The organism is Paraeggerthella hominis (assembly GCF_021044775.1).
Lineage (GTDB): Bacteria > Actinomycetota > Coriobacteriia > Coriobacteriales > Eggerthellaceae > Paraeggerthella > Paraeggerthella hominis.
Genome location: NZ_JAJNOQ010000010.1, coordinates 36,714 through 51,519 on the forward strand (window position 1 = coordinate 36,714; position 14,806 = coordinate 51,519).

The 14,806-nt window shown below is 64.1% G+C and carries 12 protein-coding genes; 2 read left to right on the forward strand and 10 right to left on the reverse strand.

Annotation, left to right across the window (positions count from 1 at the left end):
* The 8 genes from LQE90_RS10350 to LQE90_RS10385 form a co-directional block, all read right to left on the reverse strand.
* Positions 1 to 1,281 (reverse strand): S41 family peptidase, encoded by a 1,281-nt coding sequence (locus tag LQE90_RS10350; protein ID WP_216529666.1) that lies wholly within the window; start codon positions 1,279 to 1,281, stop codon positions 1 to 3.
* A gap of 18 nt (positions 1,282 to 1,299) precedes the next feature.
* A complete protein-coding gene (gene ftsX, locus LQE90_RS10355; RefSeq protein ID WP_216529667.1) occupies positions 1,300 to 2,208 on the reverse strand; it encodes a permease-like cell division protein FtsX in 909 nt (302 codons plus the stop codon).
* A complete protein-coding gene (gene ftsE / locus LQE90_RS10360) occupies positions 2,201 to 3,043 on the reverse strand; it encodes a cell division ATP-binding protein FtsE (RefSeq protein WP_114567582.1) in 843 nt (280 codons plus the stop codon). Before ftsE ends, ftsX begins: the two co-directional genes overlap by 8 nt.
* Positions 3,044 to 3,098: 55 nt before the next feature.
* Positions 3,099 to 4,064: a transketolase family protein gene (locus tag LQE90_RS10365; protein ID WP_114567583.1), complete on the reverse strand. Its 966-nt coding sequence runs from the start codon at positions 4,062 to 4,064 to the stop codon at positions 3,099 to 3,101.
* On the reverse strand, positions 4,057 to 4,896 hold the full coding sequence (locus tag LQE90_RS10370) for a transketolase (RefSeq protein WP_114567584.1): 840 nt from the start codon (positions 4,894 to 4,896) through the stop codon (positions 4,057 to 4,059). The genes LQE90_RS10365 and LQE90_RS10370 overlap by 8 nt, the downstream gene beginning before the upstream one ends.
* Positions 4,897 to 4,910: 14 nt before the next feature.
* Positions 4,911 to 6,005: a peptide chain release factor 2 gene (gene prfB, locus LQE90_RS10375; RefSeq protein WP_114567585.1), complete on the reverse strand. Its 1,095-nt coding sequence runs from the start codon at positions 6,003 to 6,005 to the stop codon at positions 4,911 to 4,913.
* A gap of 4 nt (positions 6,006 to 6,009) precedes the next feature.
* Positions 6,010 to 8,826 (reverse strand): preprotein translocase subunit SecA, encoded by a 2,817-nt coding sequence (secA, locus tag LQE90_RS10380; protein ID WP_114567586.1) that lies wholly within the window; start codon positions 8,824 to 8,826, stop codon positions 6,010 to 6,012.
* A 203-nt stretch (positions 8,827 to 9,029) separates the two neighbouring features.
* The gene (locus tag LQE90_RS10385; protein WP_216529668.1) at positions 9,030 to 11,633 is read right to left on the reverse strand and encodes an AfsR/SARP family transcriptional regulator; all 2,604 of its coding nucleotides are present in this window, start codon (positions 11,631 to 11,633) and stop codon (positions 9,030 to 9,032) included.
* Between the two features lie 222 nt (positions 11,634 to 11,855).
* Between LQE90_RS10385 and LQE90_RS10390 the strand changes: the two genes are divergently transcribed.
* Together LQE90_RS10390 and LQE90_RS10395 are read left to right on the forward strand one after the other, a co-directional pair.
* Complete coding sequence (locus LQE90_RS10390) at positions 11,856 to 12,857, forward strand: P1 family peptidase (protein WP_216529669.1); 1,002 nt, start codon at positions 11,856 to 11,858, stop codon at positions 12,855 to 12,857.
* A 9-nt stretch (positions 12,858 to 12,866) separates the two neighbouring features.
* Positions 12,867 to 14,120 carry a chloride channel protein gene (locus LQE90_RS10395; RefSeq protein WP_216529670.1) on the forward strand — a complete coding sequence of 418 codons (1,254 nt, stop codon included), beginning with the start codon at positions 12,867 to 12,869 and terminating at the stop codon, positions 14,118 to 14,120.
* A gap of 31 nt (positions 14,121 to 14,151) precedes the next feature.
* Here LQE90_RS10395 and LQE90_RS10400 read toward each other — a convergent pair whose 3' ends face one another.
* Together LQE90_RS10400 and LQE90_RS10405 are read right to left on the reverse strand one after the other, a co-directional pair.
* Positions 14,152 to 14,460 (reverse strand): addiction module antidote protein, encoded by a 309-nt coding sequence (locus LQE90_RS10400; protein WP_216529671.1) that lies wholly within the window; start codon positions 14,458 to 14,460, stop codon positions 14,152 to 14,154.
* Positions 14,444 to 14,779 carry a type II toxin-antitoxin system RelE/ParE family toxin gene (locus LQE90_RS10405; RefSeq protein ID WP_216529672.1) on the reverse strand — a complete coding sequence of 112 codons (336 nt, stop codon included), beginning with the start codon at positions 14,777 to 14,779 and terminating at the stop codon, positions 14,444 to 14,446. Before LQE90_RS10405 ends, LQE90_RS10400 begins: the two co-directional genes overlap by 17 nt.
* Positions 14,780 to 14,806 lie beyond the last annotated feature (27 nt).

Sequence of the window (14,806 nt, forward strand, 5' to 3'; positions counted from 1 at the left end):
CTACTCCCTCACAAGCGACTGAGCGGTTTCGATGGCAAGCGCCTTTTGATTGTCGACCCCTTCGGACAGGCCCACCGCGATGTCGGGCACCACGCCCACCTGGTCGATGTTGTGGCCGAGCGGGCTCTTGTAGTACGCGGCGGTGTAGCGAAGCGCTCCGCCGAAGCTGAGGTCGCGCGTGACCTGGACCGAACCCTTCCCGAGGGTGGTCGATCCCACGAGCGTAGCACGCTGGTTGTCTTTGAGCGCGGCGGCCAGCACCTCGGCGGAAGCCGCCGTGTTCCCATTGACCAGCACCACAAGGGGCTTGTCGGTCGCAATGGTGCCGTTCGCGTTCTTCGTGGTTTCTTCGGCTTCCTTCGTCTGGATCTTGACCACGGTGCCGCTCTTCACGAACAAGCTGGCCACGTCCACCGACTGCGTCAAGAAGCCACCGGGATTGTCGCGGATATCCAGGACGAACGAAAGCGCCCCTTGCGATTCCAGATCGGAAATCGCGCTGCTCACCAAGCTGGACGCGTTCTGGGTAACCTGCTTGAGCTGGATGTAGCCCACGGAACCCGAAAGCTCGGTGACGACGTTTTTCACGGTGTAGCTCGAGCACGAAAGCGTGGTGGTGAATTCCTCGCCGCCTTCGTCTTCAAGGGACGCAGCCCGCCGCCAGGTTATGACGGCGTCCTCCCCTTCGTCTCGGCGCAGAGCCGCAGCCACCTCCGTGGTGGTCCAGTCGTGATCGCGATCGCCGTCGATGGCCACGACGAAATCGCCTTGGCGCACGTCGGCGGCCTGAGCAGCGGAACCCTCGAACACGTCCACGGCGTACGCGCGCCCGTTGTATTCCGAGAACAGCACACCGATGCCCGCATAGCTTCCCGCGCTGTCCTTCATAAGCGCGGCATAGCGGTTCGCATCGTAGTAGCGCAGGTACGGATCCTGCGTGGTCTTGGCGAACGCCTCGAGCACGTTCGAGGTTGCCGTATCAAGATCGTAGGAGTCCAAGCTGTCGTTTTTGAGGATGTCCTCCACTTCGCCGACGCGCGCGCCCAACGATCCGTACGCGTCGCGCGACGAGTCGCTTCTCAACGAGGTTTGGGAATCTCCGGGAAGCCCGCCCATCCCCAAGGACTCCAGCAAGGGAATTTCGCCGCGCACGAAAAAGCCGCCGACAAACGCCAGGCACACTACGGCAAAGAAAGAGAACGCCTTGATAAGGCGCACGTTGCGCGCCCGCGCTTTACGCGCGGACGCGGCAATCTTCGAACTGTCAGTATGCTTCGCCATGACCTTCCACGCGAAACGCTACACCTTGAGGTAGCGACGCATAGCCAATGCAGAGCCGACCAAGCCGATGAACAGGCCGGAAACGATCAGCACCGCATAGATGAGCAGGAACATGTTCAAGGAGATGTCGAAGTTCAAGAACATGAGCGCGCTTTGCAGGCGCGGCAACGCGAAGTTGCGAAGCAGCTCCAAGCACCCGACCGCCAAAAGCGAGCCGATGATAGCGTGCAGCGCGCCTTCCATGAGGAAGGGCCCGCGGATGAAGCCGTTCGACGCACCCACCAAGCGCATGATGGCAATCTCCTTGCGACGGGCAAGAATGGCAAGGCGAATGGTGTTGTTGATGAACACAAGCGCGATGAACACGAGCAAGCCAACCAGGGCTATGCCCACGTAGCGCACGTAGTTGGTCAGAGCGAACAGCCGCTCAACCGTCTTCTCGCCGTACTTGACGGAATCGGCAGGATCGCTGGGATCCTCGCTGATCTTTTGGTACGTCGTATTGCCCAGCAGCGACGAGGCAACCTGCTCGACCAACTGCGGGTCGGACAGCTCGATGTCGATCGAAGCCGGCAAGGGGTTCTGCCCGTCGAGCGTGTCGATGATGTCGGAGCTCGACGTAGAGCGGAATTTCTCGAGCGCCTGGTCCTTCGTCGTGAACCCAACCGAGGCCACGCCCTCAAGACCCTTGACGTAGCTCGAAACGCTCTGGATGTCGGCTTCGGGAGCGTCGTCGGCCACATACGCCGTGATGGACACCTCGTTCTCGACCGACGAAACCACGTTCTCGACCACAAGGCCGGCAACGAAGAAAATGCCGATGATCAGAAGCGACAGGAAGATGGTGACGATGGAGCCCAGTGCCGTTGAAAGGTTGCGCGTGAAGCCGGTGAGCGACTCGCGCAAGAAGTAGAAGAAACTAGACATCGAAACCGTACACCCCCCTATCCTGGTCGCGGGTCAGGTTGCCGCGGTCGAGCGCGATAACGCGACGACGCATGTTGTCGACCATTTCGCGGTCATGCGTGGCAACGAGCACCGTGGTGCCCGTACGGTTGATGCGCTCAAGCAGGTCCATGATGCCACGCGAGGTCTGCGGGTCCAGGTTTCCCGTGGGCTCGTCGCAGATGAGCAGCGGCGGGCGGTTCACGATGGCGCGGGCGATGGACACGCGCTGCTGCTCGCCGCCGGAAAGCTGATCGGGGCGCTTGTTGAGCTTGTCCTGCAGGCCCACCAGGCGCAAAACCTCGGGGACCTGCGTCTTGATGACGTGACGGCTCTTGCCGATTACCTCAAGGGCGAACGCGACGTTCTCGAACACGGTCTTGTTCGGCAGGAGCTTGAAGTCCTGGAACACGCATCCGATGTTGCGGCGCAAGTACGGCACGCGCCAGTTGCGCATGGTGGACAGGTCCTCGTCAGCCACGTAGATATGACCCTGCGTGGGCTTCACCTCGCGAATGAGCATGCGGATGAAGGTCGACTTGCCCGAACCGGAATGGCCTACCAAGAAGATGAACTCGCCCGCGTAGATCTGCAGGGAGATATCGTTGAGAGCCGGCTTGTTCGGCTGCGCGGGGTACACCTTCGTCACATGGTCGAACGTGATGACCGGGGTGCCCGTTTGCTGGGGAATGTCATCGACTTCCAGCACCGGCAGCGACGCGGACAGCTGCGACGCAGTTTGCCGCACCGGCGCCGCATGGGCACCGCCGCGCCGCTGCGGGCGCGCAGGAACCCCTTGGCTGATGTCGTTCGTCACAGAATGCTCCGTTCAAATAGTGATGTACTGAGACGGCCTGATTCTAGCAGAACCGCTATCGGGCCATAACCTTCTTCACAGCTTCGACAATCGCCCGCGAACCCAGGTTGAAGTAGTCAAGAAGCTCCTCGAACTCGCCCGATTTGCCGAACTGATCGCGCATGCCCACGAACTCGACCGGCGTCGGATTCGTGCGCGCAAGCACCTCCGCCACAGCCGATCCCAAGCCACCGTAGACGCTGTGCTCCTCGGCCACCACCACGCGGCCCGTCTTCGCCGCGGACGCCACGACGGTCTCCTCGTCAAGGGGCTTGACGCTGAACGCATCGATGACCTCGACCTGAACGCCCTCTTCAGCGAGCATGTCCGCAGCCTTGAGCGCCTGCTCGACCTCGACGCCGCACGCCACGATGGTGGCGTCGGATCCTTCGCGCAGCACGTAGGCGCGACCCAGCTCAAGCTCTACGCCGTCGGCGTAGACGGCGGGGACGGACGCGCGGCCCATGCGCACGTAGACCGGGCCGGGCGTGGTCGCGGCCAGGCGGATCGCGGCGCGCGCCGCCGCATAGTCGGCCGGCACCAGCACGCGCATGTTGGGAAGCCCGCGCATGAGCGAGACGTCCTCGAGCATCTGGTGGCTGCCGCCGTCGGGTCCGACGGAAATGCCCGCATGCGTGGGGGCGATCTTCACGTCCAGCTTGCTGTAGCACACGGTGTTGCGGATCTGGTCGTAAGCGCGGCCCGTGCCGAACACGGCGAACGAGCCCGTGTAGGCCACGTGCCCCGTGATGGCCAGGCCCGCCGCCACGTCGACCATGTTCTGCTCGGCGATGCCGCAGTTGAACAGGCGATCCTCAAAGCCAGCGTCGGCCAGCTTCTTGGTGGTGGTCGAACCCGTCAGGTCGGCGTCCACGGCAACGACCGGCAGGCCCTCGCCGGCCAGCTCTGCAAGCGTCGCTCCGTACGCTGCGCGCGTTGCGCGCTTGACCTGGGACTGCGTTTCGTCTGCCAGCTTAACCACGGCAGGCCTCCTTCTCCTCCAGCGCCGCCAAGTCGGCCAGCGCGGCCTCGGTCTGCTCGGGCGACGGCGCCTTGCCGTGCCAACCCGCTTGATGCTCCATGAATGACACGCCCTTTCCCTTCACCGTGCGAGCGATGAACGCATGGGGCTTGCCCTGACGATCCGCCTTCGCAGCCGAAAGCGCTTCGACGAGGGCGTCGATGTCGTGTCCGTCGACCTCGCGCGCGTCCCAACCGAACGCCTGGAACTTCGCCACCAGATCGCCCGGATCGCACACGTCGGCCGTGTCGCCGTCAATCTGCAGGCAGTTGCGATCCACGATGGCCACCAGGTTGTCCAGATTGCGGTGAGCTGCGAACATAGCGGCTTCCCATACCTGGCCCTCCTGGCACTCGCCGTCGCCGAGAAGCGCGAACACCGTCTGGTCCTTCCCGTCAAGCTTCAAGCCGGCGGCAGCGCCCGCCGCAACGGACAGCCCCTGGCCGAGCGAGCCGGTGGACACCTCAACGCCGGGAACCAAGCTGGAATCGGGATGGCCCTGCAAACGGCCCCCCAGCTTGCGCAGCGTCAGCAGTTCCTCGCGCGGGAAGTAGCCCGCATGCGCGAGCACGGCGTAGAGCGCCGGCGCAGCATGGCCTTTAGCCAAGATGAAGCGATCGCGCGCTTCGTCGTCGGGATTCTGGGAGTCGTGCTCGAGGACGCCTCCAAAGTACAGCGCGCATAGGATGTCGGCGCACGAGAGCGACCCGCCCGGGTGCCCGCTGCCCGCTTCCGCGATCATGCGCACGATGTCCTTGCGCATCTCGTTCGCCCGCCGTTCAAGCTCGGTCATTCCTGTTCCTTTCATTATTGGGACACTCTCCAACGGTGATAGCCCACCACGAACTCGTCCAGATCGCCGTCGAGGACCGCGTCCACGTTGCCGGTCTCGATGCCGCTGCGGACGTCTTTAACCATTTGATAGGGATACAGCACGTAATTGCGAATCTGGCTGCCGAACGTGGAGTCCATGCGCTCGCCGCGCAGTTCGGCCAGCTCCTGAGCGCGCTTCTGCTCTTCGCGCTCGTAAAGCTTCGCCTTCAGCACGCGAAACGCGGCTTCCTTGTTCTGCAGCTGGGATTTCTCGTTCTGGCACGTGACCACGATGCCGGTGGGCACGTGCGTGAGGCGCACGGCCGAGTCGGTGGTGTTGACGCACTGACCGCCCGGGCCGCTCGACCGGTACACGTCCACGCGCACGTCGGAGGGATTGAGATCCACCTCGATGTCGTCGGGAAGCACCGGAAGCACCTCCACGCCGGCAAACGTGGTGTGTCGGCGCTTCTTGTCATCGGTCGGGCTGATGCGCACCAGACGATGCACGCCGTTTTCGCTTTTCAGCATGCCGAAAGCGTTGCGGCCCTCCACCTGGATGGTGGCCTTGTCCAATCCGATGCCCTCGCCCGGAACCACGTCGAGCACGGTGACCTTCCACCCTTTGCCCTCGGCGTAGCGGGCGTACATGCGATACAGCATCTCGGTCCAGTCCTGGGCTTCCAAGCCGCCCGACCCGGGGTTCACCGTCAAAATGGCGTCTCCCCCGTCGAAGCGCTCGGAGAACCACGAGCTGATCTCCAGCTTGTCCAGCATGCCGTCGAGCGCGTCGAGCGCGGATTGGGCCTCGTCGGCGAACAGCTCGTCTTCCGCGGCCAGCTCGAACGCGGCGCGCGCGTCCTCCAAAAGAGCCGCCGCCTCGTCGTACTCGCCGATCGTGTCGCGCAGCACGCTGGCCTGCTTCGACACGCTTTGCGCATGGGACGCGTCGTCCCAAAAGCCCGGCGACGCGATCTCGGCGTCAAGCTTTTCGAGCTCCGCCGTTTTGTCTTCGATGTGCAGGTACCCGCGCGCGTCTTCCACGCGACGGGCCACCTGCTCTAAGTCTTTCAAGTCTCTATCAGCCATGTTCCTACAGATTCTTACCGTGGCACTTCTTGTACTTAAGGCCCGAGCCGCACGGGCACGGGTCGTTGCGTCCTACGTCGGCGAAGGGGTCGTCCTTGTCCTTGACGTAGGTTTGCGGCTTGGCCGCCGCAGGCTTGGGAGGCCTTGCCGGCTGGCCGTCGGCAGCCGGAGCTCCAGAAGCCGCAGCCTGCCTGCGCGCCGCTGCGACGCCCGTTTCCTCGAGCACCTGCTCGGGCGACGAATAGCTCACCTTACCGTCAAGCGGGCTTTTTTCCTCGGCCAGTTCGGGCTGGTCTTGCTTCACGGCCACCTGAAGACGCAAGAGCGTACGCAGGTAGTCTTCGTACATGCCCGCCGTCAGGCTTTGGAAGGCGTTGTACGCTTCGTTCTTGTACTCGACCAGGGGGTCGCGCTGACCGAACGCGCGCAAGCCGATACCGGCCTTCAGGTAATCCATCTCCTGCAGATGGGCCATCCAGCGCGTATCGATGATACGCAGCATGACCTGGCTCTCGAGCATCTTCATGACCGACTCGCCCAACTGCTCGGACTTCTCGTCGTACACGCGCTCAAGGTAGTCCGTCAAGCCTTCGGCCAGAACCGCCGGATCGTCGTCGTGGTCGACTTCGCTTACGCGGAAGTCGTCGCGGCCCGTCATGTTGGCGGCCCACGCCTCCACGGCCTTGCTGTCCCAGTCGTCGCTGGGAGCCTTGGCGGGGCAGTTCTCCTGCACCGCAGCCTCCGCCGCGTCGCTCACGATCTGGGGAATGCGCTCGTCCATGTCCTTGCCGTCCAGGATGGCGTTGCGCTCTCCGTAAATGGCCGCGCGCTGCAGGTTCATGACGTCGTCGTACTCGAGCACGTTCTTACGAGCGGCGAAGTGCATGCTCTCCACCTGGCGCTGCGCGCCCTCGATGGCCTTCGACACCATGCCGGCTTGAATGGGCATGTCGTCGGGCATGTCGGTCTTCTCCATCATGCGCCCGATGGAGTCCATGCGGTTGCCGCCGAACAGGCGCATGAGGTCGTCTTCGAGCGACAGGTAGAACTGCGTCACGCCCGGATCGCCCTGACGGCCGGCGCGGCCGCGCAACTGGTTGTCGATACGCCGGGACTCGTGGCGCTCGGTGCCGATGACGGTCAGGCCGCCCGCAGCGATCACGGCGTCGTGCTCTTCGGCGCAAACGCGCTTGGCCTCGGCGAGCGCATCCGCTCGCTGCTCGGCGGTAGGCGCGGGCGGCTTGCCCTCTTCCACCTCGGCGTCGGCGTCCAGCTCGGGGTCGAAGCCCCGCGCGCGCAGAACGTCGTCGGCCATCACGTCGGGGTTGCCGCCCAAAAGGATGTCGGTACCGCGGCCCGCCATGTTCGTGGCAATGGTCACGGCGCCTACGCGGCCCGCCTGCGCGATGATATGGGCTTCGCGCTCGTGGTTCTTCGCGTTCAGGGTCTCGTGCGCGATGCCGCGCTTGTCCAGCAGGCGCGACAGCTTCTCGGAGCTTTCGATGGACACCGTGCCGATAAGGCAGGGCTGACCGTTCGCGTTGCGCTCGGCAACGTCGTCGGCCACGGCGTTGAACTTCGCCTCCACCGTGCGGTAGATCAGGTCGTTCTCGTCCTTTCGAGCAACCGGGCGGTTCGGCGGAATGGCCACGACGGGCAGCTTGTAGATCTCGCGGAACTCGGCGTCCTCGGTCATGGCCGTACCTGTCATGCCGGACAGTTTCTCGTACAGGCGAAAGTAGTTCTGCAGCGTGATGGTGGCCAGCGTCTGGTTCTCCTCGCGCACGAGGACGCGCTCTTTCGCCTCGAGCGCCTGATGCAGGCCCTCGGAATAGCGCCGTCCCTCCATGATGCGGCCCGTGAACTCGTCGACGATCTTCACTTCCCCGTTCACCACCACGTAATCCACGTCGCGATGGAACAGGAACTGGGCCTTCAAGGCTTGCTGGAGGTGGTTCGGAAGCTGCCCGGACGGATCGGCGTAGATGTCGTCGATCCCCAGCATGGCCTCGATTCTCTCAAGGCCGCTCTCCGTGGCGTTGATGGTCTTCTTCGCCTCGTCCATCTCGAAGTCCTCGTCAAGGCGAAGGCCGGCCATGACGCGGGCGAACTTGTTGTACGTTTCGGCCGCCTGCGTGCCCGCGCCGGAGATGATGAGCGGGGTTCGCGCCTCGTCGATGAGAATGGAGTCCACCTCGTCGACGATGGCGAAATGATGCCCGCGCTGCACGCGCGCCTCGGCACGGGTCACCATGTTGTCGCGCAGGTAGTCGAAGCCGAACTCGCTGTTCGTGCCGTACGTGACGTCAGCCAAGTACGCGGGCTTCTTCTTGTCCGGGCGCATGCCGTTCTGGATGAGGCCCACCTCCATGCCGAGGAAGCGGTACACCTGCCCCATCCACTCGCTGTCGCGCCGGGCCAGGTAGTCGTTCACGGTGACCACGTGCACGTTGTTGCCCGAAAGGGCGTTCAAGTAGCCGGCCAACGTGGAAACGAGGGTCTTGCCCTCGCCGGTTTTCATCTCGGCGATCTGGCCGTCGTTCAAGGCCATGCCGCCGATCAACTGCACGTCGAAATGCCGCAGGCCCAACGTGCGCACGGACGCTTCGCGCACGGTGGCGAACGCCTCGGGCAGCAGGCTCTTGAGGTCTTCTCCTCCTTGAGCGCGCTCGCGGAAAGCGGCGGTAAGCGCGCGCAGCTCTTCGTCGGTCTTCGCCTGCATCTGGGTCTCGAGGGCGTTGACCTTGGCTACGGTCGCCTCGTAATTCTTCATCTGCTTGCCCTCACCGAGCGTTAGCAGCTTGGATAGGAATCCAGCCATGTATGCGCCATCCTTTTCGCGGCCGGAACTGCGCCGGTCGCGCGGTCGAACGTTTGAATACAGCACGAACCACTCTAACATAACGAACCCGCCGCCATCGGCCGGTCAATAATCTCAACAGCATTTTCGCACCGCCGGCCCCGATGCGGGCGACAACGCGCGGGGCTGCGGAAACAGCGTTTTTCCCTGCGGTCGACGGCCGGTCATTCAAGCTCCTCTTCGCTCTCGATGATGCTGCGGTACAGGCGCGTGGTCTCGATGGACGGATCGATGCCCAGTTCGTTCACCAAGTAGCGGCGGCATGCGAAGTACGTCTCGAGCGCCGCGCTGCGCTGCCCCGCCCCCAGCTGGGCCTCCATGAGCGCCACGTACGCATCCTCCCGCCCGCCGTCGCGCTGCAGCGCAGCCCGGGCGAACCACAGCCCCTCGCGCACTTCGCCCGCTCCCACCAGTCGCGTCGAAGCCGCCACCAAGGCGTCCACCAGCTTGTCGCGACATTCGGCCCGCCTGCCCACAAGGGCGTCATTGTTATTCTCGCTGGGAAGGATGTCGTCTGAGAACCTGTCGTTCACCTGCGAAAACAAGTATGCCCATCCCCCGTATCCCGGCTGTTCGAACAACAGCTTGTTGCACACGTCGTCCAACTGAACAACGTCGCTGTCCAGCAGGTCGGCATCGAGGCGCAGTCCGCGTTGCTGCCGAATCAGGTACGGGCAGGTGCCGTCCGGCGTTTTGAGCGCACGCCGCAAAAGGCTCCAAACCCCGTAGAAATTCTTGCGCGCCGCTTCCAGCGGGCTTTCCGGCCACAGCAGCGAAACCAGTTTGTCGCGCGAGAATTCGCGCCCCCGGTTGAGCACGAGAAGCGCCAGCAACGTTTTGACCTTCTGCCTCCTGAACAGCGCATCGTCGACCCGCTTGCCCCCTATGCGCACGTCCAAGCCGCCGAACAGGTTCACCGTGAGCCTCGGCGTCGCCCCGATGGCCGCAGACGGCGCGGGCATGCAAGACTGGCTGCTGAGCGCATCGGGATGGGTGGCCGAGAACACGAAGCGGCGCTCGGCGCGCTCTCGCTCGATGCGCTCATGATCCGCACGCTGGGAGAACAGGGCCATCTCGACGCGGCGCACGGCCAAAGACGAGCGCGCGTCAAGGGAAGGCACCGACACCGCTCCGCTTTCGCATGCGCGCTCGAGCCCCGCGCCCGCCATTCCGTCGAAAAGCCGCAATGCGTCCTGCGCAAGCGTCGAAACGCGCGCTCGCACCACGACAGCCACCTGGTCGACCGGTTCCGAGGGCAAGGCCTCGGCCCGCGATCGCCCGGTGCGCGCTTCAAGCTCCGCGCAAGAGAGCACCCAAGCTGCAGCATAGGCCATCATGCGCCCGCGAACGCCGCCTTCGTACCAGGCCAACCACGCTTTCGCTCCTTCCGTGCACGACGTCTCAAGCGCATCCTGCACGGCAGCTGCCGCCGCAAGAGACCGCCCGTCCGCATCCGGCAAAAACCCGTCATCCTCGCGCGCGGCTTCGGGAGCAAGGGCCAGCGACGAGGCCAGGCGAATAGCGCGACGGCGCTCCCCTTCTTCGGCGCATCGGCCCAAGACGAGCGCCGCGGCGGCTCGCAATCCGACTGTGGCGGCAGAAGACCCGCTCACCCGTCGCGCAACGGCGCAGGCTGAGTCGCGATCCCCCAACAAGGCGCGCCGCGCGGCCTCCGCGGCGTCGAGGGAGCAGGCCAGACCGGCTTTCTCCCCGCCGAGCGAGCGGTACACGCCGCACGCGGGGACCAGGCAGGCCCCGTCGGAAAGCTCGCGGCCCCGGCTTGCCAACCATACCGCGCGCGCCTTGCGCGATGCCAGCAAGCGAGCCGCATCGCACGCACGCGCAAGCTGCTCGCGCTTCAGCAACGCGTCCGCAATGTGCGTCGCGAGCGCATCGGCGTCGGAAAACACCGACCTCTCCGCAAGGCCGGGCAATGTCGGCGAAAACGCCTCCGACAGCTCGTCCATCGAAAAAGAGGCGGCGTCGAAGCGTTCTTTCCTACAGTCGATCCCCAGGTAAGGATACTGCTCCGACAAAATCGCAATCGAATCGTCCTCGCAGGAACCGAACGCCGCAAGGTCGGTAAGCGCGCCGTTTTGCAGGCACAGCATCGAAAACAAGGGGAGCATCAAATCGGCGGGAAGCTCCTCTTTCGCAACCGACGCGAGAAACGCTGCGCGATCGTCGGGCGTCCCCCACACAAGCGTCGCGATGCGACGAGCCGTCGGCATGAGGGCGGCGGGTTCGGCCTCGCGCTCGGCAGCCGTGCGCAAAGCATCAAGCTCGGCATCGGTCAACAGCAAGTCCGCGGCCCCCAGCTTGAGGCGGTCCCGCTGCCCATGGAAGGCATCGCGCATGGGCAGGCAGGTGACCAGAACCTCGCAGCCACGGTCGATCAGCGCGTCCATCTCGCGAGACAGCAACTCGACGCGCTGAGGGTCCAGCGAGGGCACGTCCTCGACAACAGCCAAGAACGGAGCGCGGTCTTCCGAGGAAAGCGTCTTGGCAATGCGCCCGTCATCGAGATCGCGCAAAAAGCACGGGCTTTTCGCGTCGATCCAAAACACGTGCTCGAACCGGAAAACCGTTTCCGCGTACTCCAGCGCTACGAACGATTTGCCGAATCCCTCGGGCGCAACGATGAACCGGGGGACATGGCGCTCCCTCAGCAACTTCGCAATGAGGTCGGGGCGCCGGTAGTGGCGGGCCGAGACGAATCGCTGCGGACGACGTCCGCGACAAGCGGTCTTGGTCAGAAAATCTGGCATGCGAATCACTCCCATCGTAAGGGAGGGATGCAGCGGTTTGAAAGGGTTTCCACCGTATCACTGCGAAGAGGGCGCCGCAAGCCGACATAAGTTCGATCCCGGCATCTTTCCACCGGCAAGCCGAAGCCGGTGCGGCCCGGTTGCGCCCTTCGGCAGCGAAGGCTCCTTCAACGGTGTACAATGCGACTACTGCATGACCAGTCTCCTCAGGAAGGAACCGCTATGCTCCAGCCCGCTTCCCTTTCCGACCTGCCCGCGTTCTTGTGCGGCCACGCGCACGATGCCGCTGCGGCAACGGGCTGCACCGTGGTCATCGCGCCCGAAGGAGGCGTCTGCGGCGTCGATGTGCGCGGAGGCGGTCCCGCCACGCGCGAGACCGATCTGCTCAAGCCGGAGAACATGATCCAAGCCGTGCACGCCGTTGTCCTTTCGGGCGGCAGCGCTTTCGGCCTAGCCGCGTCTACCGGCGTGATGGAGGAGCTGGCGGAACGCGAGATCGGCTTTCCCGTCGAAAGCGCGCGGGTGCCGATCGTATGCGGAGCATGCCTGTTCGACCTGCTCGTAGGCAAAAACGCGCATCCCGATGCGGCCATGGGCCGCGCCGCCGCCCGCGCAGCTTTCGAGCGTAAAGCAACCGAGCCGCTTGAAGAAGGAAACGTCGGCGCCGGATGCGGGGCCACGGTCGGGAAGCTCCTGGGCGGCGATCGGGCCATGAAGGCGGGGCTGGGCATCTGCGGGCTGCGCATGGGAGACGTGGTGGCGGTGGCCATCGTCGCCGTGAACGCGCTCGGCAACGTCTGCGAAAGCGACGGCACCTGGATCGCCGGATGCCGAGGAGCCAACGGCCTTGTCATGGAGCCGCTCGATGCACTGACCGAGCTTGCAAGCCGCGTCCAAGACGACGGAAGCCGCGCGGTCCCAAGCGAAGGACCCTGCCCGAACACCACCATCGGACTGGTCCTCACGAACGCCCGCATAACCAAGGCGCAGGCCACCAAAGTATCATCCACCGTCCACGACGCGTACGCCCGGGCCATCAAGCCCGTCCACACGTCCGGCGACGGCGACACCGTGTTCACGTTCTCCTCGTGCGAAGCAGAGGCCGACTACGACCTGGTGGCCATGCTGGCCACCGAAGCCATGCAGGGCGCCATCGTGCGCGCCGTGCAAACGGCGCAAGGCGCGTACGGCCTGCCCTGCGCCCGAGACATCGCCACGCGTTAGGAGTCCATCGTGAAGGCAGCGAAGTTCGCAAACCGTTCCCTGTTCGTCGCGTCGGTCATCGTGACCGGAGCCATAGCGGGAGCGTTCGTGTGGTTTCTCCTCTTCGTCATGAACCTGGGCATCTCTTTTATATGGGAGAAGATGCCCGCGCATTTCGGGCCGTACTTCCCCCTGGCGGCCTGCCTAGTGGGAGGATTGATCATCGGCCTGTTCGCCAAGCGCTTCGGCCCTTACCCGGAAGATCTCAACGAGGTCATGGCCAAAGTGAAGCAAGACGGTCGCTACGAGTACGACAAGCTGGGAACCATGTCCATCGCGGCGCTTCTTCCGCTGTTCTTCGGCGGCTCCGTCGGCCCCGAAGCCGGCTTGACCGGGGCGATCGCCGGCATTTGCACCTGGGTGGGCGACCGCATGAAGCGCTTCGGATCCGACTTCAAGCAGCTCACCTCGGTCGGCACCATGGCTGCGCTTTCCGCCATATTCACCGCACCCCTGTTCGGGTTCGCCGCACCGCTGTACGGCGGAGAGCCCGAAGGGTCCGAGCAGACCATCACCCTTCCGAAAACCTCGAAGCTGGTCGTGTACTTCTGCGCGATAGCGGGCGCGCTCGGCGCGCTTATGGGCTTGTCGTCGCTGTTCGGCGGGGGTATGTCGCTTCCGCATTACAGCGACATCCACGTCGGCGCAACCGAAGCGGTCTGGTTTCTGCCGCTTGCCTTGATCGGCGCGGCAGGCGGGTGGCTGTTCTGCGCGTTCGACGGCTGCTTCAAGCGGGCGTCGGACAAGATGGGAGATCGCCCGGTGCTGAAAGCGATCATCGCGGGGCTTGTCCTTGCAACCATGGGCATCGCGTTGCCGTTCACGATGTTCGCCGGCGAAGTGCAAACCGAGCAGCTTAACGAAGCTTGGATGAGCATGGGAGCGGTCACGCTGCTTGCGACGGGATTCGTGAAAGTGGCCGTCACGCCCCTGTGCATCCGCTTCGGCTGGCGCGGCGGACACTTCTTCCCCGTCATCTTCGCCGGCGTCTCCATCGGCTACGGCATGGCTACGCTCACGGGAGCCGACCCCGTGTTCTGCCTGTGCACCTGCACGGCAGCGCTCGTCGGCGGCGTCATGCGCCAACCGCTCATGACCGTGCTGCTGCTGTTCCTGTGCTTCCCGGTGAAAGGCGTCGTGGTGATGATCGCCGCAGCCGCATTAGGAGCAGCCCTTCCCCTTCCGAAGGCGCTGCGGACGACTACCGAAAAAAGCCATGCGTAAACCGCACCGCTTCCAATCGTTTCCGGCCGGCCTATGCGTCAGGAACAACCTCAAGCTTGAAGCCAAGAGCCGAAAGCACGTCGACAACGGTGCCGAACCGCGGGTTGCCCTCCGCCGATAGCGACTTGTACAAGCTTTCGCGACCGACCCCTGCCTGCTGTGCTACCTGCGCCATTCCTCCGCGCGCCTTCGCCACGTCGCCGAGAGCCCTTTGGAAGAACTCGGGATCGCCCTCGGCCAGCGCGGCAGTGAGGTACGATGCGATCGCGTCCTCGGAGTCCAAATAGCCGGAAACGCAAAACTCCTTGACCTTTAGCGGCCGTCTAAACGGATTCTTCATCGAAAGCCCCTTCCTGCCGTATGCGCCGAGCAAGCCGCTTCGCTCGCGCGATATCGAAACGCTGAGACCCTTTGTCTCCGCCACACAAAAGCAGAACGACCTTGCACCCATGCCGCATGCCGTACAAACGATAGCCCGGCCCCTGCATGACGCGGAATTCGACCACCGCATCCCCGATCGAGCGGACATCGCCCCAAAGCCCGTCCTCCAGGCGAGCGATCCTCGCAAGAATGGCCACGCGAGCGCTTTCGTCCTTCAAACGCCTGAGCCACCTGTCGAACGTCGCCGTGCTGAAAACCTGAACAGAACCGTCTGCCATCTTTGCTCCTTTGTATCTTATAGGATA

What these genes read in the sequence shown, in the direction of transcription:
- LQE90_RS10400 (WP_216529671.1), bottom strand. Translation starts at nt 14,460, where the DNA reads ATGAAGAATCCGTTTAGACGGCCGCTAAAGGTCAAGGAGTTTTGCGTT.
- LQE90_RS10405 (WP_216529672.1), bottom strand. Translation starts at nt 14,779, where the DNA reads ATGGCAGACGGTTCTGTTCAGGTTTTCAGCACGGCGACGTTCGACAGG.
- LQE90_RS10370 (WP_114567584.1), bottom strand. Translation starts at nt 4,896, where the DNA reads ATGACCGAGCTTGAACGGCGGGCGAACGAGATGCGCAAGGACATCGTG.
- ftsX (WP_216529667.1), bottom strand. Translation starts at nt 2,208, where the DNA reads ATGTCTAGTTTCTTCTACTTCTTGCGCGAGTCGCTCACCGGCTTCACG.
- LQE90_RS10350 (WP_216529666.1), bottom strand. Translation starts at nt 1,281, where the DNA reads ATGGCGAAGCATACTGACAGTTCGAAGATTGCCGCGTCCGCGCGTAAA.
- prfB (WP_114567585.1), bottom strand. Translation starts at nt 6,005, where the DNA reads ATGGCTGATAGAGACTTGAAAGACTTAGAGCAGGTGGCCCGTCGCGTG.
- LQE90_RS10390 (WP_216529669.1), top strand. Translation starts at nt 11,856, where the DNA reads ATGCTCCAGCCCGCTTCCCTTTCCGACCTGCCCGCGTTCTTGTGCGGC.
- secA (WP_114567586.1), bottom strand. Translation starts at nt 8,826, where the DNA reads ATGGCTGGATTCCTATCCAAGCTGCTAACGCTCGGTGAGGGCAAGCAG.
- LQE90_RS10385 (WP_216529668.1), bottom strand. Translation starts at nt 11,633, where the DNA reads ATGCCAGATTTTCTGACCAAGACCGCTTGTCGCGGACGTCGTCCGCAG.